Origin of the sequence: Yinghuangia sp. YIM S09857 (assembly GCF_051388915.1) — a bacterium.
In the GTDB taxonomy this organism is placed as follows: Bacteria; Actinomycetota; Actinomycetes; order Streptomycetales; family Streptomycetaceae; genus Yinghuangia.
Genome location: NZ_JBPKBH010000003.1, coordinates 444,200 through 463,502, shown reverse-complemented (window position 1 = coordinate 463,502; position 19,303 = coordinate 444,200). Strand labels below are relative to the sequence as shown.

The 19,303-nt window shown below is 69.3% G+C and carries 15 protein-coding genes, 1 tRNA gene and 1 pseudogene; 12 read left to right on the top strand and 5 right to left on the bottom strand.

Features of this window, described 5'->3' with window-relative positions; genetic code table 11:
- Positions 1-95 precede the first annotated feature (95 nt).
- From ACRX5S_RS08130 to rpmH, 5 genes and pseudogenes are all read right to left on the bottom strand, one after another.
- Entirely contained in the window at positions 96-647 is a 552-nt protein-coding gene (locus tag ACRX5S_RS08130; RefSeq protein ID WP_436772097.1) for a protein jag, read from the bottom strand.
- A gap of 113 nt (positions 648-760) precedes the next feature.
- A complete protein-coding gene (gene yidC, locus ACRX5S_RS08125; RefSeq protein WP_436772096.1) occupies positions 761-1,966 on the bottom strand; it encodes a membrane protein insertase YidC in 1,206 nt (401 codons plus the stop codon).
- Positions 1,967-1,968: 2 nt separating this feature from the next.
- Positions 1,969-2,310, bottom strand: coding sequence for a membrane protein insertion efficiency factor YidD (gene yidD / locus ACRX5S_RS08120; protein ID WP_436772095.1), 342 nt, complete (start codon positions 2,308-2,310; stop codon positions 1,969-1,971).
- Between the two features lie 80 nt (positions 2,311-2,390).
- Positions 2,391-2,753 (bottom strand): annotated as a pseudogene (rnpA, locus tag ACRX5S_RS08115) (ribonuclease P protein component); the annotation flags it as partial.
- A gap of 29 nt (positions 2,754-2,782) precedes the next feature.
- A complete protein-coding gene (gene rpmH / locus ACRX5S_RS08110; protein WP_010849920.1) occupies positions 2,783-2,920 on the bottom strand; it encodes a 50S ribosomal protein L34 in 138 nt (45 codons plus the stop codon).
- 146 nt (positions 2,921-3,066) lie between these two features.
- On the opposite strand from rpmH, the gene dnaA reads away from it, so the two are divergent.
- The 12 genes from dnaA to ACRX5S_RS08050 all read left to right on the top strand — a co-directional run bounded on the left by dnaA (position 3,067) and on the right by ACRX5S_RS08050 (position 19,284).
- Complete coding sequence (gene dnaA, locus ACRX5S_RS08105; RefSeq protein WP_436772094.1) at positions 3,067-5,550, top strand: chromosomal replication initiator protein DnaA; 2,484 nt, start codon at positions 3,067-3,069, stop codon at positions 5,548-5,550.
- An 888-nt stretch (positions 5,551-6,438) separates the two neighbouring features.
- Complete coding sequence (dnaN, locus tag ACRX5S_RS08100) at positions 6,439-7,569, top strand: DNA polymerase III subunit beta (RefSeq protein ID WP_436772093.1); 1,131 nt, start codon at positions 6,439-6,441, stop codon at positions 7,567-7,569.
- 197 nt (positions 7,570-7,766) lie between these two features.
- Positions 7,767-8,645 carry a phosphogluconate dehydrogenase (NAD(+)-dependent, decarboxylating) gene (gene gnd, locus ACRX5S_RS08095; RefSeq protein WP_436772092.1) on the top strand — a complete coding sequence of 293 codons (879 nt, stop codon included), beginning with the start codon at positions 7,767-7,769 and terminating at the stop codon, positions 8,643-8,645.
- Positions 8,646-8,747: 102 nt separating this feature from the next.
- Positions 8,748-9,878, top strand: coding sequence for a DNA replication/repair protein RecF (recF, locus tag ACRX5S_RS08090; protein WP_436772091.1), 1,131 nt, complete (start codon positions 8,748-8,750; stop codon positions 9,876-9,878).
- A 206-nt stretch (positions 9,879-10,084) separates the two neighbouring features.
- Entirely contained in the window at positions 10,085-10,558 is a 474-nt protein-coding gene (locus ACRX5S_RS08085; RefSeq protein WP_436772090.1) for a DUF721 domain-containing protein, read from the top strand.
- A gap of 752 nt (positions 10,559-11,310) precedes the next feature.
- Positions 11,311-13,350, top strand: coding sequence for a DNA topoisomerase (ATP-hydrolyzing) subunit B (gene gyrB / locus ACRX5S_RS08080; protein WP_436772089.1), 2,040 nt, complete (start codon positions 11,311-11,313; stop codon positions 13,348-13,350).
- A 153-nt stretch (positions 13,351-13,503) separates the two neighbouring features.
- On the top strand, positions 13,504-16,053 hold the full coding sequence (gene gyrA / locus ACRX5S_RS08075; protein WP_436772088.1) for a DNA gyrase subunit A: 2,550 nt from the start codon (positions 13,504-13,506) through the stop codon (positions 16,051-16,053).
- Entirely contained in the window at positions 16,050-16,844 is a 795-nt protein-coding gene (locus ACRX5S_RS08070; RefSeq protein WP_436772087.1) for a DUF3566 domain-containing protein, read from the top strand. Before gyrA ends, ACRX5S_RS08070 begins: the two co-directional genes overlap by 4 nt.
- Before the next feature lie 98 nt (positions 16,845-16,942).
- Positions 16,943-17,016: transfer RNA gene (locus ACRX5S_RS08065), tRNA-Ile, on the top strand.
- Positions 17,017-17,464: 448 nt separating this feature from the next.
- Positions 17,465-17,950 carry a hypothetical protein gene (locus ACRX5S_RS08060; protein WP_436772086.1) on the top strand — a complete coding sequence of 162 codons (486 nt, stop codon included), beginning with the start codon at positions 17,465-17,467 and terminating at the stop codon, positions 17,948-17,950.
- A 145-nt stretch (positions 17,951-18,095) separates the two neighbouring features.
- Entirely contained in the window at positions 18,096-18,539 is a 444-nt protein-coding gene (locus tag ACRX5S_RS08055) for a hypothetical protein (RefSeq protein ID WP_436772085.1), read from the top strand.
- A 130-nt stretch (positions 18,540-18,669) separates the two neighbouring features.
- Positions 18,670-19,284, top strand: coding sequence for a GntR family transcriptional regulator (locus tag ACRX5S_RS08050; RefSeq protein WP_436772084.1), 615 nt, complete (start codon positions 18,670-18,672; stop codon positions 19,282-19,284).
- Positions 19,285-19,303 lie beyond the last annotated feature (19 nt).

Here is a 19,303-nt window from a genome sequence, read left to right as displayed (position 1 = left end):
CCCGCCCTTTCACAGGCGGGCCCCCGGCGACGGATCTGCTCGATTCAGGCTGGCGGAACAGCAACCGCGCCACCGCGCGGGTGCGGTCCGGCTTCTCAAGCCGGCAGGACCACGACGCAGCGCTCGGGCTCTTCGCCCTCGGACTCGCTGCGCAGACCCGACTCGGCGACCGTGTCGTGGACGACCTTGCGCTCGAACGGCGTCATCGGCTTCATCTTGACCGGCTCACCGGTCTCCTTGACCTGTTCGACCGCCTCGGTGGCCAGGCGCGCCAGGTCCTGGCGGCGCTTGGCCCGGAAACCGGCGATGTCGAGCATGAGGCGGCTGCGCTCACCCGTCTCGCGGTGCACGGCAAGCCGGGTGAGCTCCTGGAGCGCCTCCAGGACCTCCCCCTCCCGCCCCACGAGGCGGTTGAGGTCGCCCGCCGCGGCATCCGCGTCCTCGGCGGCGATCACGGAGACCGAGGCGCGGCCGCCCTCGACGTCCATGTCGATGTCGCCGTCGAGGTCGGCGATGTCGAGCAGGGCCTCCAGGTAGTCGGCCGCGATCTCGCCCTCCTGCTCCAGACGGCTGATGTCCTCCGCGGTCAGGGTGATGCGCCGCGGCGTCGCGGGGGTGTCGACGGCGGGGGTCGTGCCTTCCGTCACAGGGGTGCTCCTCACTACTTCACGAACGACTTCTCGAACGCTGCGCGTCTTCTCGGAGCCGGGGCGGGCCGACGGCGGGACGGGGACGGGCCCCGGCCATCAGCCTTCCCCGGTCAGGACTTCTTGCGTCCCTGGTTCTTGCGGCTCTGCGTCTGCTTGCGAGCGGGCCTCGGCCGGCCGTTCGCGGTACCGCTACCGCCCGTGGCGCCCGAGCCGCCGGAGCCGCCCGTGCTACCGGCGTCGCCCGGAGTCGCGTCGGCGCCGATGGACGGCGTGCCGTTGTTGCCGGACGGCGGCGTCCGGGCCGTCGAGCCCTTGACGGTGGAGCGCTGCCCGGGAGAGCCCTGCGTACCGCCGCCCTTGCGCTTGGACTTGCTGGTCCGCGACGGCTGCGTGCGCTTGGCGGCCCGCTCCTTCTCCGCAGCAAGCTTCGCCTCGTACTCCGCGGCGTCGACCACGTCGCCCTCGGGCGTCAGCACCTTGCCCTTCTTGCGGGCCTTCTCGGCCAGGCGCTCCTGGCGGGCCTGGAACGCGAGGCTGCCGGGCGTGGGGTTGCGCTGGATGACGTAGAGCTGCTGGCCCATGGTCCAGACGTTGGTGGTCAGCCAGTAGAGGAGCACACCGACCGGGAAGTTGACGCCGAAGACGGCGAACATGATCGGGAAGACGTACATCAGGATCTTCTGCTGCTGCGCGAAGGGGTTCGCGGCCATCGCGGCGGGATCCGTGTTCTTCACCATGAGCTGGCGCTGCGTGATGAACTGCGACGCGGACATCAGCAGGATCATCACGACGGTCACGATGCGGACCGTGGTCAGGTCGGCGTCGAGGTTCGCGATCTTGCTGGCGGAGTCGGTGAACTTGGCGGCCAGCGGGGCGCCGAAGATGTGCGCCTGCTTGGCGGAGTCAACGTCGGCCTGGTTGAGGACACCCACCGTCCGGCCGCCCGACACGCGGTTGAGCACGTGGAACAGCGCGAAGAAGAACGGCATCTGCACAAGGATGGGGAGACAGCTCGAAAGCGGGTTCGTCCCCGTTTCCTTGTAGAGCTTCATCATCTCCTGGGACTGGCGCTCTTTGTCGTCCTTGTAGCGCTTCTGGATCTCTTTGATCTTCGGCTGGAGGATCTGCATGTTCCGGGTGGCCCGGATCTGCTTCACGAACAGCGGGATCAGACAGATCCGGATCAGCACCACCAGGCAGACGATGGAGAGGCCCCAGGCCCACCCGCTGTCCTTGCCGAAGAGCGGGCTGAACAGCTTGTGGAACTGGAGGATGATCCAGGAAACGGCGTCGTAGAGGGGGTTAAGTAGCCCCACGGTCAGGCTCCTCGGGCGATGGTGTGCGCACCGTGCACGTGATCGCCGTGCTCGGCGACGCACTCGGTACGAGAGGTCTTCTGCGCCTCGGGGGCTGCCCCGGAGGACCGGAGACGCCATGGGCGGCGGGTACGCGGCGGCACGAAATCGACTCCGCCGGAGTTCCAGGGGTTGCAGCGCAGGATGCGCCACACGGTCAGATACGTGCCTTTGATCGCGCCGTGCGTCGAGACGGCCTCGTACCCGTAGCGCGAACAGCTCGGGTAGAACCGGCACACCGGTCCCAGCATCGGACTGATCGTCCACTGGTAGAGCCTGATGAGCCCCATGAGCAGGTACTTCATGGCCTCGCCCCTGGCTGGGCCCCTGTCCGGGCCTCGGTGTCACCCGACGGCGGAGGTGCCGCGTGTGTCTCCTTGGAACGACCGAGCAGTCGGCCCAGTGCCGCATCCAGGTCACCGCCGAGTTCGGCGTACCCGGCATCGGCCGCCGACGGCAGGGCGCGTACCACGACCAGGCTACCTTCCGGCAGCAACGCCAGACGGTCCCGGACCAGATGGCGGAGGCGGCGCTTGACGCGGTTGCGCACCACCGCCGGCCCGACGGCCTTGCTCACGACGAAACCCGCACGCGGCGGCGGGGTCTCCCCTGCGGGCGCGTGCGGGTCCGTGGCACTGCCGGGCCTGGCGAGGTGCACCACGAGCAGCGGGCGTCCGGCGCGGCGTCCGCGGCGGACGGCCACCGCGAACTCGTCGCGGCGCCTCAGCCGGTTGGCGGGAGGGAGCACGGTGAACCGACTCCTCTCCGCACCGAAGGTCAGGCGGACAGCTCGGCGCGACCCTTGCGGCGGCGGGCAGCCAGGATGGCGCGGCCGGCGCGGGTGCGCATGCGCAGCCGGAACCCGTGGGTCTTCGCCCGGCGACGGTTGTTCGGCTGGAAGGTGCGCTTGCTCACTCGGGGGCTCCAGGATTTTGACTCGGAGGCTGGCGGGTTGTGCCACCAACCGTCACCGTACGTCCGCAGGGCATTTACGGACATGCGGCAGCGGTCGTCGACAACTAGACCGGCTTACGGTACGTACCAACGCCCGTTGCGGTCAAATGGGGGACACGCGAGCGACTCCGGGCGAGTGCCGCGGCCGCCGCCCCCGAGGGTGTCCCGGGCCGCAGTGTACGCCGTCTAGCTGCGGAGACAGCGTATTCACAGCCTGTGGACAACGGCTTGAGCCGGGGCCCGCCCGACGACTACCGTGGTGGGTTCTGCTCCCCGTCGCCCCCCGTATCGGTGACGGCTCTCCCCGATCGACTCTGCCGGTCCTCACGACCGCCGCGATCGGCCTCGCCGCCCCCGTAACGACGCAAGAAAGAGCGTGCACCGTGGCTGACATCACCAGCGACCTCGCCGCAGTATGGGCACGGTTCCTGGAACGCCTGGCCACAGATGAAAGCGTCGAGGCCAAGGACCGCTCGTGGCTCCAGCGCACCCAGCCGCTCGCGTTGATCTCCGACACCGTATTGCTGGCGGCGCCCAACGAGTTCGCGAAGCAGGTGCTGGACGGGCGGCTGCGGCACATGGTGACGGACACGCTGAGCCAGGGGTTCGGACGGGCCATCACCTTCGCCGTCACGGTCGAACCGGGCGCGGCGGGCGAGGGGGCGTACGGCGGACCGCAGGAGGGGTACCAGCCGGAGCCGTATCCGCAGGAGCCCTATCAACAGGAGACGTACCAGCAGGACTCCTATACACAGGACACCTATCCACAGCAGGACGCCTACGGTCCGCCGCAGCACTACCGACCCGAGCCCTATCCGGGCGGTGACCCCTACTCCCAGGACTACCGGCAGGAACGGTACGGCCCGGCGCCGCGGTACCCGCAGCGCGACCCGCGCGAGGCGCAGTACGACCCGCGGGACCTTCGGGACGCGCGCGAGGGCCGGGACCCGCGGGATCCCCACAACCCACGCGATCCGCGTGATCCCCGCGACTCCCGGGACGGCGGCCGGGACCACCGCGATCTCCGGGACCGGGACCCGCGCGAGCAGTACGACCAGGGCGGCTACGGCCCGGACCGCTACGGGCCGCCCGGCCACGGGCCGCGGTATCCCCAGGACGCGTACGGTCCGGACCCCTACGCACCGGAGCACCGGTACGGCGGCGACACGCCGTACCGCCCCGGCCAGTTTGCGCAGGACGACCACCGCGGTCCGAACGGACACGATCCCGACCACGGAACCTCGCTGCCGGCGCCGAAATCCCCTGCCGGGGAATTGTCCGGGCCTGGTGGCGGTTCCGCCGACCACAAATCGCCGGGCGCACCGATGGGCGCATCGATTCCGGCCGAAGAGGGCACGCTTTTCTCGGGTCGCGATGATCTGATCAACACCCCTGTGATCAGCGCACCGGGAACGTTTTCCACAGCGGCTGTCCACAGCTTTGTGGACAATTCGATTCATGGATCCGACGACAGAATGTCGTCGTCACCCGCGCGGCCCAATCCCCGGCCCGACGCCCGCCCGGGAACGGGCCGCGAGCAGATTTCCCCGGGCAAGGAGAACGAGCCCGCGGCCCGGCTGAATCCCAAGTACCTCTTCGAGACGTTCGTCATCGGCTCCAGCAACCGGTTCGCCCATGCGGCGGCGGTCGCGGTTGCGGAGGCGCCGGCCAAGGCGTACAACCCGCTGTTCATCTACGGCGAGTCGGGGCTGGGCAAGACCCACCTGTTGCACGCGATCGGGCACTACGCGCGCAGCCTCTACCCCGGCACCCGCGTGCGGTACGTGAGTTCCGAGGAGTTCACCAACGAGTTCATCAACTCGATCCGCGACGGCAAGGCCGACGGCTTCCGGCGCCGCTACCGCGATGTGGACGTCCTGCTCGTCGACGACATCCAGTTCCTGGAGACGAAGGAGCAGACGCAGGAGGAGTTCTTCCACACCTTCAACACGCTCCACAACGCCAACAAGCAGATCGTGATCTCGTCGGACCGCCCGCCGAAGCAACTCGTCACGCTGGAAGACCGGTTGCGGAACCGCTTCGAGTGGGGTCTGATCACCGACGTGCAGCCGCCCGAGCTGGAGACACGCATCGCGATCCTCCGCAAGAAGGCCATCCAGGAGGGGCTCAACGCTCCTCCGGACGTCCTGGAGTACATCGCCAGCAAGATCTCGCGGAACATCCGCGAGCTGGAGGGGGCGCTGATCCGCGTCACCGCGTTCGCGAGCCTCAACCGGCAGCCGGTGGACCTCCAGCTCACCGAGATCGTGCTGAAGGACCTCATCCCGGACAGCGCCGGGCCGGAGATCACCGCGGGCACGATCATGGCGCACACCGCCTCGTACTTCGGCCTGTCCGTCGAGGATCTGTGCGGGACTTCGCGCAGCCGCGTGTTGGTGACGGCCCGTCAGATCGCCATGTACCTGTGCCGCGAGCTGACCGATCTGTCGCTACCCAAGATCGGCGCGCAGTTCGGCGGCCGCGACCACACGACGGTGATGCACGCGGACCGCAAGATCCGCTCGCTGATGGCCGAACGCCGGTCCATCTACAACCAGGTCACCGAGCTCACCAACCGCATCAAGAGCTGAGCCGGCGCGCTGACCCGCCGCCGGAACCGGGCGGGTGGTCCGCCAACCGCCCGCCGTGGTACGTCCGTTCGCCGCCAGGCCCGCTTCCCGCTCCGGGGAACGGGCCTTTTGTCTGCCCACAACACGCCCGCGCGACGCTCGGGAGGGCCACCAACTGCCTTGCAGCGATGTGACTTTCGTCTCATCAGCTCTCGGCAAGCCGGGTTATCCACCGATCGGCGCGGAAATCGGCGTCCACACCGTGGGGAAGACTGTGTCTCGCCCGAGTTGCCCACAGGGGCTGGGTACGCCGCACTCGAACAGCCAGGTCACACCCCTGTGGATCTGTGCATCACGACTGTCCACACTCTGTGGACAACTCTCCGCCGCGACCTGTCCACACCCCCGGTCCGGCAGTTGTCCACCGGTTGTCCACCGCATCGGGCCCGTTGTCCCCAGGTTGTCCACGGAACTGTCCACAGATCAGGCTCTTTCACCCGATCCAGTGAATACGGGGCTGAACAAGGCTCGCGAAGCATGGGGACAACCCGCTGCCAAGTTGGGGATTGACTGGGGACAAGTGGGGGTAAGGCTGGGGACGGCCTGTGGAGCGGATTCCGTCGTCCACAGCGCCAGGGGGGTTGTCCACTGGTTACCCACATCCCCGAAGTGGACAAAATTCCGGCCCTGACCTGCGCAGACAGGGGTTATCCACGGTATCCACACCCCCTACTACTACGACTACCTAGATAACCCTGGGATTGATCGCCTAAAGGTGGGGTGGGCGCCGATCTGTGGACCACGCCGCGCCGAGGGGTGCGAGCGGGCTGTCGGCCCGGTGCGTCAGACTGTGGGCACACATCCAGTGCCAGACATCAGGCAAGCGGCAGCAGCAGGAGGCGGTGACCGGTGAAGTTCCGGGTCGAGCGTGACGTTCTGGCGGACGCGGTGGCGTGGACCGCCCGGAGCCTCCCGGCCAGGCCCGCCGTCCCCGTGCTGGCCGGCCTCCTCCTCGAAGCGGGCGACGGGTCGCTGACCCTGTCGAGCTTCGACTACGAGGTCTCGGCCCGAGTGGGGATCGAGGCCGACATCGAGGACGCGGGCCGCATCCTCGTCTCCGGCCGCCTGCTCGCCGACATCTGCCGCAGCCTGCCGAACCGTCCCGTGGAGGTGTCCACAGACGGTGCGAAGGTTGCGGTGGTGTGCGGCAGCGCGCGGTTCACACTCCCCACGCTTCCTGTGGAGGACTACCCCTCGCTCCCCGAAATGCCCACCGCGGCGGGCTCGGTGGCCGGCGACGTCTTCGCCGCCGCCGTCGCCCAGGTGGCCATCGCCGCCGGCCGCGACGACACGCTGCCGATGCTCACCGGGGTGCGCATCGAGATCGAGGGAGACACGGTCACGCTCGCCGCGACCGACCGCTACCGGCTCGCCGTCCGCGAGTTCCTGTGGAAGCCGGACCAGCCGGGACTGTCCTCCATCGCGTTGGTGCCGGCCAAGACGCTCAACGACACCGCCAAGGCGCTGACCAACGGCGACAGCATCCAGATCGCCCTGGCCGGGGACAAACTCGGCGAGGGCATGATCGGCTTCGAGGGGGCTGGGCGGCGTACCACGACCCGCCTCCTGGAAGGCGAATTCCCCAAGTACCGCGCGCTGTTCCCGGGCGAGTCCGCGACCGTCGCGACCGTCGAGACCGCGCCGTTCGTGGACGCCGTCAAGCGCGTCTCGCTGGTCGCCGAGCGCAACACCCCGGTGCGGCTGACCTTCAGCGACGGCCGCCTGGTGCTGGAGGCCGGATCGGGCGACGAGGCCCAGGCGTCCGAGGGGCTGGACGCCTCGTTGACCGGCGACGACATCTCGATCGCCTTCAACCCGGCGTTCCTGCTCGACGGCCTCAGCGCGATCGACTCGCCGGTCGCCCAACTGTCCTTCACCACCTCCACCAAGCCCGCGGTGATGACCGGCAAGCCCGACATGGACGCCGAGGCCACCGACGAATACCGCTACTTGATCATGCCGGTCCGGCTCTCCGGCTGAGCCCGACGACGTGATCCGGACGGACGCGTACGAAGCCCGCGGCAGCGATGCCGCGGGCATTCGGCCGTGTTCCGGGGCGTCCGGGCACCACCCCGGCGCCCGCCCCGGCACACCGATGTCTGAACGCCCCCACAAAGGGCACCAGCAGACGGTGCCGTAACCCCATCGGCATCAGGGCAGCGAACGAAGGACAGGACATGGAGCTCGGACTCGTCGGTCTCGGCAAGATGGGCGGCAACATGCGCGAGCGGATCCGCCGCGCGGGCCACACGGTCGTCGGCTACGACCGCAACCCCGATGTCGCCGATGTGGACAGCCTCAAGGCGCTTGTGGACAGTCTTCCCGCCCCGCGCGTGGTGTGGGTGATGGTCCCCTCCGGAGCGCCGACGGCCTCCACCATCGACGAGTTGGCCGAGCTCCTCTCCCCCGGCGACGTGGTCGTCGACGGCGGCAACTCGCGGTGGACCGACGACATCGCGCACGGCAAGAAGCTGGGCGACAAGGGCATCGGATTCGTCGACTGCGGGGTCAGCGGCGGGGTCTGGGGTCTGGAGAACGGCTACGCGCTCATGTGCGGGGGCGCCGCCGAGGACGTCGCGAAGGTCCAGCCCGTCTTCGACGCGCTCAAGCCCGAGGGCGACTCGGGCTTCGTGCACGCGGGCAAGGTCGGCGCCGGGCACTTCTCGAAGATGGTCCACAACGGCATCGAGTACGCCATGATGCAGGCCTTCGCCGAGGGCTGGGAGCTCATGGAGGCGTCGGACGAGGTCACCGACGTCCGCGAGGTCTTCCGCAGTTGGCAGGAGGGCACTGTCATCCGCTCCTGGCTGCTCGACCTGGCGGTGCGGGCGCTCGACGAGGACGAGCACCTGACCGGGCTCAAGGGTTATGCACAGGATTCGGGCGAGGGCCGCTGGACCGTGGAGGCGGCGATCGACCTGGCCGTACCGCTGCCCGCGATCACCGCGTCGCTGTTCGCCCGCTTCGCGTCGCGGCAGGACGACTCGCCGTCGATGAAGATGGTCGCCGCGCTGCGCAACCAGTTCGGCGGCCACGCGGTCGAGTCCAGCAAGTAGCCCGGCGGCCGCGGGGGCGCGTCCCCTCGGCACCACGCTTGTCCACAGCCAGGGTTGTCCACAGCGAGGGGAGGCCGGCGCACAGGCGCCGCATCGTCAGCCATGCACGTCGCCCACCTTTCACTCGCCGACTTCCGGTCGTACGCCCGGGTCGAGGTTCCGCTCGACCCGGGCGTCACCGCGTTCGTGGGCCCCAACGGCCAGGGCAAGACCAACCTCGTCGAGGCGATCGGCTACCTGGCCACACTGGGCAGCCACCGGGTGGCGAACGACGCCCCGCTGGTGCGCCTCGGCGCCGAACGGGCATACGTGCGCGGCAGCGTCGTCCGGGACGGGCGCACCACGCTCGCCGAGCTGGAGATCAACCCGGGGCGCGCGAACCGGGCGCGCGTCAACCGCTCCCCCGTGCCCAAGCCCCGCGAAATCCTCGGCCTGCTGCGGACCGTGCTGTTCGCCCCGGAGGACCTGGCGCTCGTCAAGGGCGACCCGGGCGAGCGGCGGCGCTTCCTCGACGAACTCCTCACCGCGCGTGCGCCGCGCATGTTGGGCGTGCGGCAGGACTACGAGCGGGTGCTGAAGCAGCGCAACGCGCTCCTGCGTACCGCGGCGATGGCGCGTCGCGCGGGCGGGCGCAACGCGTCGTTGAGCACGCTCGACGTGTGGGATTCGCATCTCGCCGTCGCGGGTGCGGAGTTGACCGCGGCCCGCATCGAACTGTCCACAGCCCTACAGCCGTTGGTGGACAAGTCGTACGACGTGCTGTCCTCGGGCGGCGGCCCGACGCAGCTCGAATACCGCAGCTCCATAGGCGACGAACCGCTTCCCGCCGACCGACGGTTGATCCACGACGCGCTGGCCGCGGCGATCGAGCGGCAGCGTCCGCAGGAGATCGAGCGCGGCGTCACGCTGGTCGGGCCGCACCGTGACGACATGCTGCTCAAGTTGGGGCCACTGCCCGCGAAGGGCTATGCCAGCCACGGCGAATCGTGGTCGTACGCGCTCGCGCTGCGCCTCGCGTCGTACGAACTGCTCCGCGCCGACGGCGGCGAGCCGGTGCTGATCCTGGACGACGTGTTCGCCGAACTCGACGCGCGCCGCCGCGAACGCCTCGCGGCGCTGGTGGCCCCCGGCGAGCAGGTGCTCGTCACGGCGGCCGTCGAGGAGGACGTACCGGCGGCGCTCGAAGGGGCGCGCTTTTCGGTGGCCGCCGGCGAGGTCCGGAGGACGGCATGAACAGCGGGCCGCTCGGGAGCCGCGGCGCCCCGGACGCTTCGGCAGCGGACACCTCGGCCGCGGGCCCCGACTTCGGCGCCCCCGATGGTGCTACCAGCTGTGCCGAACTCCCGGGCCAGGCCGGGCCGTCCGAGGTGTCCACAGGTTCCGCGGGCCCATCCGCGGGCCCATCCACAGGCCCGGCCGCAGGTGTGGACGGCACGGGTGTGAACGGCACGGAGAAGAAGGGCATCGACCTCGCGCGCGCGGCACTCATGCAGGCGCGCGCGCAGGCCCGCAGCAGACACGAACAGCAGCAGGAACGCCGGGACGGCAGGCGCGGCCTGCGCCGCAGCGGCTCCGGCCCCGACGACCGCGACCCGCAGCCGCTGCGTCGCGTCATGGGGCGCATGATCGCCGAACGCGGTTGGCAGACACCGGCGGCCGTGCACGGGGTGATGGGTCGCTGGTCGGACATCGTCGGCCCGGGCATTGCGGCGCACTGCACCCCGGAGAAGTTCGAGGACGGCCGACTTGTGGTGCGCACCGACTCGGACAACTACGCCACACACGTGCGTTGGCTCGCCCCCAAACTGCTGGCCCGTATCAACCAGGAGCTCGGCGACGGCACCGTCACCTACATCGAGGTACGCGGCCCCGCCGGTGACCGCCGCCGCGGCCGCTGGAGCGCGGGTTCCTGAACCGGGACCGCCGCCGACGTCGCCCAACCGCGCGCAGGAAGCGTGCGGAAGGGTGCGCAAGGGTGCGCAAGTGTGCGCAAGACGCGTGCGCAGCGCCGTGCGCGACAACCGCCCACACGACCCCTGCACAACGACTCCCCACAACCGCCGACAAAGAACTGTGCACAAGATCCCACGCAAGACCTGTGCACAACTGCCGGGAACGCCTGCCCGCACAACTGTCGGGCACGCACTGCCGGGCACCGACTGGCGTCGACAGCCGCAATCCGCCGCCGGACGGCCACACCAGGACACAGAGCCCCGACCACCCGCCGAACCACGGCCCGAGCCGGGGCGACAAGCAGCCCCGGGGCGGCGCGCACCGCCGTCCCGGACCGGGCGCAGACCCGCCACCGCGCGGGTGCGGCGCCCTGCCGCCCGGGCCCGCGCGGAGCGTCCCAACCCGCTGTCGCACCCGCCTGACACCCTGTCATGGCGGACGTGGCCCGAGGCGCGCCAGCGGCCATGAGAGCCACGAAACACCCCCACGCGCATGGGGGGACTTGTGGAAAGGTCTCCCAGGACGCCACACGCGAACTCAGGGCCCTTGGTAACCGGTCTTTGTGTCGCTCGGACCGGTAGACTATGGAGGCAATCCCGCTTCGGCGGATCCAGTGTCGACTTCCGCGGCTCCGTGCCCGGGGTGACGCCGGCCCGGCCCCGTGCCGGATCGGGCGGTCCCTCCGACCGTGCTCCCAGGGCAGGGAGCCGCGTTGTGCCAGAAAGGGCGCTTCGTGGCCGACCCCGGCAACCCCAAGGAGAACAACGTGGCCGAGCCTTCCGGCAGCGGGGCGCCCTCGTCGAACGGCGCGTCGTACGACGCGAGCAACATCCAGGTCCTCGAAGGACTGGACGCGGTCCGCAAGCGCCCGGGCATGTACATCGGCTCCACCGGCGAACGCGGTTTGCACCACCTTGTCTACGAGGTTGTGGACAACGCGGTCGACGAGGCCCTCGCCGGCTACAACGACCGCATCGAGGTCACCCTGCTCGCCGACGGCGGCGTCAGCGTGCTCGACAACGGCCGCGGCATCCCGGTCGACCTGCACCCGGTCGAGAAGCGCCCGGCCGTCGAGCTGGTGCTGACCGTGCTGCACGCGGGCGGCAAGTTCGGCGGCGGCGGTTACGCGGTCTCCGGCGGTTTGCACGGCGTCGGCGTCTCCGTGGTCAACGCGCTGTCCACGAAGCTCGCGGTGGACATCCGCCGCGACGGCTTCCGCTGGACGCAGGAGTACCACCACGGCGCCCCCGTCGAGCCGTTGGCGAAGCACGAGGCCACCACGGACACCGGGACGCGGGTCACGTTCTGGGCCGACCCGGAGATCTTCGAGTCGACGGTCTACTCGTTCGAGACGCTGTCGCGCCGGTTCCAGGAGATGGCGTTCCTGAACAAGGGCCTGACGATCGTCCTGACCGACGAGCGGCCCGACCACATGCCCGAGGACGAGTCGCAGCGCTCGGTGACGTACCACTACGAAGGTGGCATTTCGGACTTCGTCACGTACCTCAACTCGCGCAAGGGCGAGCCGATCCACAAGTCGGTCATCGACTTCGAGGTCGAGGACACCGACCGCAAGATCTCCGTCGAGATCGCCATGCAGTGGAACTCGCAGTACACCGAGGGTGTCTACAGCTTCGCGAACACGATCCACACGCACGGCGGCGGTACCCACGAGGAGGGCTTCCGCTCCGCGCTGACCTCCTGGGTCAACCGCTACGCGCGCGACAAGAAGCTGCTCAAGGACAAGGACGACAACCTCTCCGGCGAGGACATCCGCGAGGGCCTGACCGCGATCATCTCGGTCAAGCTGGCCGAGCCGCAGTTCGAGGGCCAGACCAAGGACAAGCTCGGCAACACCGAGGCCAAGACGTTCGTGCAGAAGGTCGTCAACGAGCACCTGGCCGACTGGTTCGACCGCAACCCCGTCGAAGCCGCCGACATCGTGCGCAAGTCGATCCAGGCGGCCACCGCGCGCGTCGCGGCCCGCAAGGCCCGCGACCTGACGCGCCGCAAGGGCCTTCTGGAGACGGCGTCGCTGCCCGGCAAGCTGTCCGACTGCCAGAGCAACGACCCGACCAAGTGCGAGATCTTCATCGTCGAGGGCGACTCGGCCGGCGGCTCGGCCAAGTCCGGCCGCAACCCGATGTTCCAGGCGATCCTGCCGATCCGCGGCAAGATCCTGAACGTCGAGAAGGCCCGCATCGACCGGGTGCTCCAGAACACCGAGGTGCAGGCGCTGATCTCGGCGTTCGGCACCGGCATCCACGACGACTTCGACATCGAGAAGCTGCGGTACCACAAGATCGTGCTGATGGCCGACGCCGACGTCGACGGCCAGCACATCCGCACGCTGCTGCTCACCCTGCTGTTCCGCTTCATGCGCCCGCTGGTCGAGGCGGGGCACGTCTACCTCGCGCAGCCGCCGCTCTACAAGATCAAGTGGGGCAAGGACGACGTGCAGTACGCGTACTCCGACCGCGAGCGCGACGCCTTCCTCCAGATGGGCCGGGAGGCCGGCCGCAAGCTCCCCAAGGACGACGCGATCCAGCGCTTCAAGGGCCTCGGCGAGATGAACGCCGAGGAGCTGCGCGTCACCACCATGGACACCGAGCACCGCGTGCTGCTCCAGGTCACGCTCGAAGACGCGGCGCGTGCCGACGACCTCTTCTCGATCCTCATGGGCGAGGACGTCGAGGCCCGCCGCTCGTTCATCCAGCGCAACGCCAAGGACGTGCGCTTCCTGGACATCTGACCCGGTCTGCGCCGCCAATCCGGCAGCAAATCCGGTGGCGGCGCAACCGGTTCGTCCACAGCGACCGTCTGACGCCTCGACAGGTCACGCGGCGTACCCACACCTGAACACCCGAACGCGGTACGCCGCAGTGCGAAAGGAACCGGACCAGAGATGGTCGACGCGACCCCCCCTCCCACGACCGACCGCATCGAGGAGGTCGAGCTCGAGACGGAGATGCAGCGCTCGTACCTCGACTACGCGATGAGCGTGATCGTCGGACGCGCGCTTCCCGAGGTCCGTGACGGCCTCAAGCCGGTGCACCGCCGCGTGCTGTACGCGATGTACGACGGGGGCTACCGCCCCGAGCGCGGGTACTACAAGTGCGCGCGCGTCGTCGGCGACGTGATGGGCTCGTACCACCCGCACGGCGACACCTCGATCTACGACACGGTGGTGCGCCTCGCGCAGCCGTGGTCGATGCGCATGCCGCTCGTCGACGGCAACGGCAACTTCGGATCGCCGGGCAACGACCCCGCCGCGGCGATGCGCTACACCGAGTGCCGCATGGCCCCGCTGGCCATGGAGATGATGCGGGACATCGACGAGGACACCGTCGACTTCGGCCCGAACTACGACGGGCGCCAGCAGGAGCCCGAGGTTCTGCCGGCCCGCTTCCCGAACCTGCTGGTCAACGGTTCGGCCGGCATCGCGGTCGGCATGGCGACCAACATCCCGCCGCACAACCTGCGCGAGGTCGCGTCGGGCGTCCAGTGGTACCTGGAGAACCCGGAGGCCGGGCAGGAGGAGCTGCTCGAAGCGCTGATCGAGCGGATCAAGGGGCCGGACTTCCCGACCGGCGCGCTGATCGTCGGCCGCCGCGGTATCGAGGAGGCGTACCGCACGGGCCGCGGTTCGATCACGATGCGCGCGGTGGTCGAGGTCGAGGAGATCAACAACCGCCAGTGCCTGGTGGTGACGGAACTCCCGTACCAGGTCAATCCCGACAACCTGGCGCTCAAGATCGCCGAGCTGGTCAAGGACGGCCGTGTCCAGGGCATCGCCGACGTGCGCGACGAGACGAGCTCGCGCACCGGCCAGCGCCTGGTGATCGTGCTCAAGCGCGACGCGGTCGCCAAGGTCGTGCTCAACAACCTCTACAAGCACACCCAGTTGCAGGACACCTTCGGCGCGAACATGCTCGCGCTGGTCGACGGTGTGCCGCGCACGCTGTCGGTCGACGCGTTCATCCGCTACTGGGTCGAGCACCAGATCGAGGTCATCGTCCGGCGCACGCGCTTCCGGCTGCGCAAGGCCCAGGAGCGCGCGCACATCCTGACCGCGCTGCTCAAGGCGCTGGACGCGATCGACGAGGTCATCGCGCTGATCCGGGCGTCGGCGACGGTCGAGGAGGCGCGTACCGGCCTCATGGGCCTCCTGGAGATCGACGAGATCCAGGCGAACGCGATCCTCGAAATGCAGCTCCGCCGCCTCGCGGCCCTGGAGCGCCAGAAGATCACCGCCGAGTACGACGAGCTGATGGCCAAGATCGCGGAGTACAACGCGATCCTCGCCTCGCCCGAGCGGCAGCGGCAGATCATCAGCGAGGAACTGGCCGCGATCGTCGACAAGTACGGCGACGACCGGCGCAGCCAGCTCATCCCGTTCGACGGCGACATGTCCATCGAGGACCTCATCGCCGAAGAGGACATCGTCGTCACCATCACGCGCGGCGGCTACGTCAAGCGCACCCGGACCGACCTGTACCGCTCCCAGAAGCGCGGCGGCAAGGGCGTGCGCGGCGCGCAGTTGAAGCAGGACGACATCGTCGACCACTTCTTCGTGACGACGACGCACCACTGGATCCTGTTCTTCACGAACAAGGGCCGCGTGTACCGCGCGAAGGCGTACGAGCTGCCCGACACCGGCCGCGACGCGCGCGGGCAGCACGTGGCGAACCTGCTGGCGTTCCAGCCGGACGAGAAGATCGCGCAGGTGCTCGACCTGCGCGACTACGAGGTCGCGCCGTACCTCGTCCTGGCCACCAAGGCGGGCCTCGTCAAGAAGACCGCGCTCAAGGAGTACGACACCAACCGCAGCGCGGGTGTCATCGCCATCAACCTGCGGGCCGACGAGGCCGGGTCGGACGACGAGCTGATCGCCGCCGAACTGGTCTCGTCCACCGACGACGTGCTGCTCGTCAGCCGGAAGGCGCAGTCCATCCGGTTCACCGCGACGGATGAGGCATTGCGGCCGATGGGCCGGGCAACGTCCGGGGTGAAGGGCATGAGCTTCCGCGAGGGAGACGAGTTGCTGTCGATGAGCGTCGTCCGCGAGAACACGTTCGTCTTCACCGCCACCGACGGCGGGTACGCGAAGCGCACCAGCGTCGACGAGTACCGCGTGCAGGGCCGCGGCGGTCTCGGCATCAAGGCGGCGAAGATCGTCGAGGACCGCGGTTCACTCGTTGGCGCGCTCGTTGTGGACGTAACGGACGAAATCCTGGCCATCACCCTCGGCGGCGGTGTGATCCGCACCCGTGTTTCCGAGGTTAGGGACACCGGGCGTGACACGATGGGCGTGCAGCTAATCAATCTGGGGAAGGGCGATGCGGTCGTGGGCATCGCCCGGAACGCCGAACCCGAGCCGGACGGCGAGGGCGAAGGCGAGCTGGACACCGAGGGCGTGGTCGTCGCGCCCTCCGAGCCGGAGGGTGACGCGTGACGACAGACCGGACCTCGGCGGGTGGGAGAAGCCGCCGTGCCGAGCCGCCCGGAGGGGCCAACCCGGGCGCGGTGCCGCCGCGTCCCGCGGCTCCTCCTCCCCCGCCGCCCGGTCCTCCGCCGAGCGCCGCGGCGCCGCGTCCCGCCGCCGGCACGGGCTCCGGGGGCACGCGCGGCCGGGCGAAGTCCGGCTCCTCGGGCGGCGGTACGCGCGCCCGGCGCGCCGACGCCCCCGCGGCGCAGGCCCAGGCGGCCGCCCCCGCGGAGGGGTACGCGCGCGGCGCGACCATGACCACCGCCCGCCCGGACGCCGCGGCGGGCCACCCCCAGCCGGGGCCGGCCACCGGGGCGAACCACAGCGCACAGACCGGCGCGGCGCGTACGGCCTCCGCCACCCGCCCGGTGACCCCGCCCGCACGCACCCGCAGGGCCCGCCTGAAGGCCGCCCGGGTGGATCCGTGGTCGGTCATGAAGGTCAGCTTCCTGCTGTCCGTCGCGCTCGGCGTCGTCACCATCGTCGCGGTCACCATCCTGTGGATGGTCCTCAACGGCCTCGGCGTCTTCGACTCGCTCGGCGGCACCGTCAAGGAGGTCACGCAGTCCGAGACGGACCCCGAGGGCTTCGATCTGAAGTCCACGCTGTCGATGAAGAACACCATGGTCTTCAGCAGCGCCATCGCGGTCATCGACGTCATCCTCGTGACCGCCCTCGCGACCCTGGGTGCCTTCCTCTACAACCTCACCGCCTCCTTCACCGGCGGCATCGAGGTCACCCTCGCCGAGGAGGACTGACCGCCCCGAACGACGGGACCCGCACCCCGGATCACCTCGCCGAATCTCGTTTTGGCGGGCGGGACGGGGTGCGGTACTCTCTTGGAGCACGCCAGCGGGGGCCTATAGCTCAGACGGTTAGAGCGCTTCCCTGATAAGGAAGAGGCCACAGGTTCAAGTCCTGTTAGGCCCACAGCGGTTCGTTAGCAGGTCAGAGGCTCGGAAGCCCTTCGGGGAGTCCGGGCCTCTGGCTCGTTTCGAGCTCCAAATTCCACAAAAATTCCACAACGCGCTCGACCGGGGGCCGTTGCGCCTACGCTGACCACGACACAGACGCGCCCCCCGCCGACAGCTACGGCGGGGGGCGCGTTGTGTTCCAGTGCCAGCTACCTCCACAGTGACAGGCCTGGAAGTTCAGGACCCGCGCCCTACCGCTCGGGTGGCGGGCGCAAGTCTCCGCGGCCAAGCGAGCACCGCAGAGTGTTTCCGTGCAGAATCAGCAAACCATGACCGAAACGCGGCGTCCACCGATCTGGCACAACCCGTTTCTGGACGGAAACAATATGACGCCAGAACGAGTCCCACGCGCCTGCGACACTGCACACCGCCGCATGCCATACGGGGGAAACGTGAGGACATCTGTGACCGAAGCGACTATGCAGCCGCTCACCGACCTGGTGATCAAGGCAGCGACTGTGCTCGGGGGGATGCGCGCATACCAGCGTGCGTGCATCGACCGCGCCTCAACGCCTGAGTACCAGCCCAGCCTCAAGCTCGTCTACAAGATCTGGCACGGCGAACCGATCCGCGTCACTGATCAGCTCCTGCGGGCGGTTGCGGAAGGCGCACGACAGGCGGAGATCGGGGCCTCGCTCGACGACGTCGTGCGGGCTGCGGACGTTCAGTACCCACGCCAGCGCGGCGGGGACGACGATGCCATCTATGGGGACCCGTTTCCGGAGCTGCACGGCCCGGGCGTGCGGGTGGTCGTGCGCTACTCACCGAACGACAGTGAGGAGGACCGTGCGCTGACTCGCGCCATGATCGAGCGGACCCTCGCGGACATCGCTCGCATGAAGGCTGAGGCTCGTGAGGCTCGCGAGAAGCCTGAGCCGAACTCCCCGTGAGACGGCGGTAACGGTTCGGGCCGACGATTCTCTAACCGGGTGGTATTCAGCCACTTGTCGCGATCCGAGCCCTAATCTGATCTTTCCCCTGCGTCGCCTCGAACGTCCGTTCTAGGCACCCGAGCAAGAGGAGGGATCGCCACACATGGCACCACCAAATCGGCCCCGCGTCATCTGCCGCATCGACGACACCCTCAGCCCCGATGAGCCCATCCAAATCGCCTTGCGCCCGGACGAGAGCGGCCCTGGGGTCCAATGCTTCAGCTTCCGCTCCACGATGTTCACCCCCCGCGCCGTTGCGGACCTGGAGAGCGTCATCAACACCAACCTGGAAAGCGGCCTCTGGGAATGGGTGCCCGAGCCCGCCCCGGCTGGCCACTCTGGCCCGGGCTGGGCAGACATCGTTTGGCGAGCTGACTCGTCCATGCCGGGCGGCCAGCTCGTGGCAATCGTCGACGCCCCCGAGCTGCTGATCGTCGCCATCGATGCGCGCGAAGTCCTCGACCCGGACGCGCCCGCGATCCTCACCGAGGTCGGCCGTCGGTTCCTCGCGACGGGACACTGGCGGCGCAAGCCGGGCTCGGCTTAACCCCCGAGACGGGACCGGCGGTCCGCCAAGATCAGCGCCGGCCCCGCCCGCATCCCCCCATCTCCATATCGGTGCCAACTGCACGCATCTTGAGTGATCAAGATGCGTGGGCGGTCCGTAGCTTGCGGGCATGCCCGCCGAGCCGTCATACCGCCGCGTGGCGGATGACCTCCGGCGGCGCATCCGCGACGGCGATCTACGCCCCGGCGATCCGGTGCCGTCCCGCCGCGAAATCAGCCGCCGCTACAGAGTCGGCGACGGCTCCGCCCAGCGCGCCATTCGTGTACTCCGTGCGGAGGGACTTGTCACCGGACGGCAGCGGCACCGCCTGGTCGTCGCCGACACTCCCACCATGCGGACCCTCACGGATCCCGACGAGCCATGGCCGCACACCGGCGACGAATGGTCAGACATCACACCTGCGCCCGGCTCAATCGCGGCCCGTCTCGGCATCGCCCCGGGCGCGCCCGTCGAACAGCACACCCAAGAGCTGACCGATGCTCACGGCCGACCGACGCACATCCGCGTCACCTACCAGGTGCCCGGTACGCGCAGCGCCGCCAGCAGCCGCGAGGCCGTCGTCCGTGCCCGCGCCGCAGAACCTGGAGAGGCCGGCGTGCTCGGCGTCGACGTCGGCGCGCTGCTCCTGGTCGTCGAGGTCATCCACTACACCACAGCCGACGAGTCCGCGGACGCCGTCGACCTGCTGCTTCCCGCCGCAGTGTGGACCGTCCGCCTCGACTGAGCCCAGATCAGGTCGGCGG

Excerpts from the sequence above, each read along its gene's own strand:
- gnd (WP_436772092.1), top strand. The coding sequence starts at position 7,767 with ATGGAGCTCGGACTCGTCGGTCTCGGCAAGATGGGCGGCAACATGCGC.
- dnaA (WP_436772094.1), top strand. The coding sequence starts at position 3,067 with ATGGGGGACACGCGAGCGACTCCGGGCGAGTGCCGCGGCCGCCGCCCC.
- ACRX5S_RS08050 (WP_436772084.1), top strand. The coding sequence starts at position 18,670 with ATGCCCGCCGAGCCGTCATACCGCCGCGTGGCGGATGACCTCCGGCGG.
- recF (WP_436772091.1), top strand. The coding sequence starts at position 8,748 with ATGCACGTCGCCCACCTTTCACTCGCCGACTTCCGGTCGTACGCCCGG.
- yidD (WP_436772095.1), bottom strand. The coding sequence starts at position 2,310 with ATGAAGTACCTGCTCATGGGGCTCATCAGGCTCTACCAGTGGACGATC.
- gyrA (WP_436772088.1), top strand. The coding sequence starts at position 13,504 with ATGGTCGACGCGACCCCCCCTCCCACGACCGACCGCATCGAGGAGGTC.
- ACRX5S_RS08055 (WP_436772085.1), top strand. The coding sequence starts at position 18,096 with ATGGCACCACCAAATCGGCCCCGCGTCATCTGCCGCATCGACGACACC.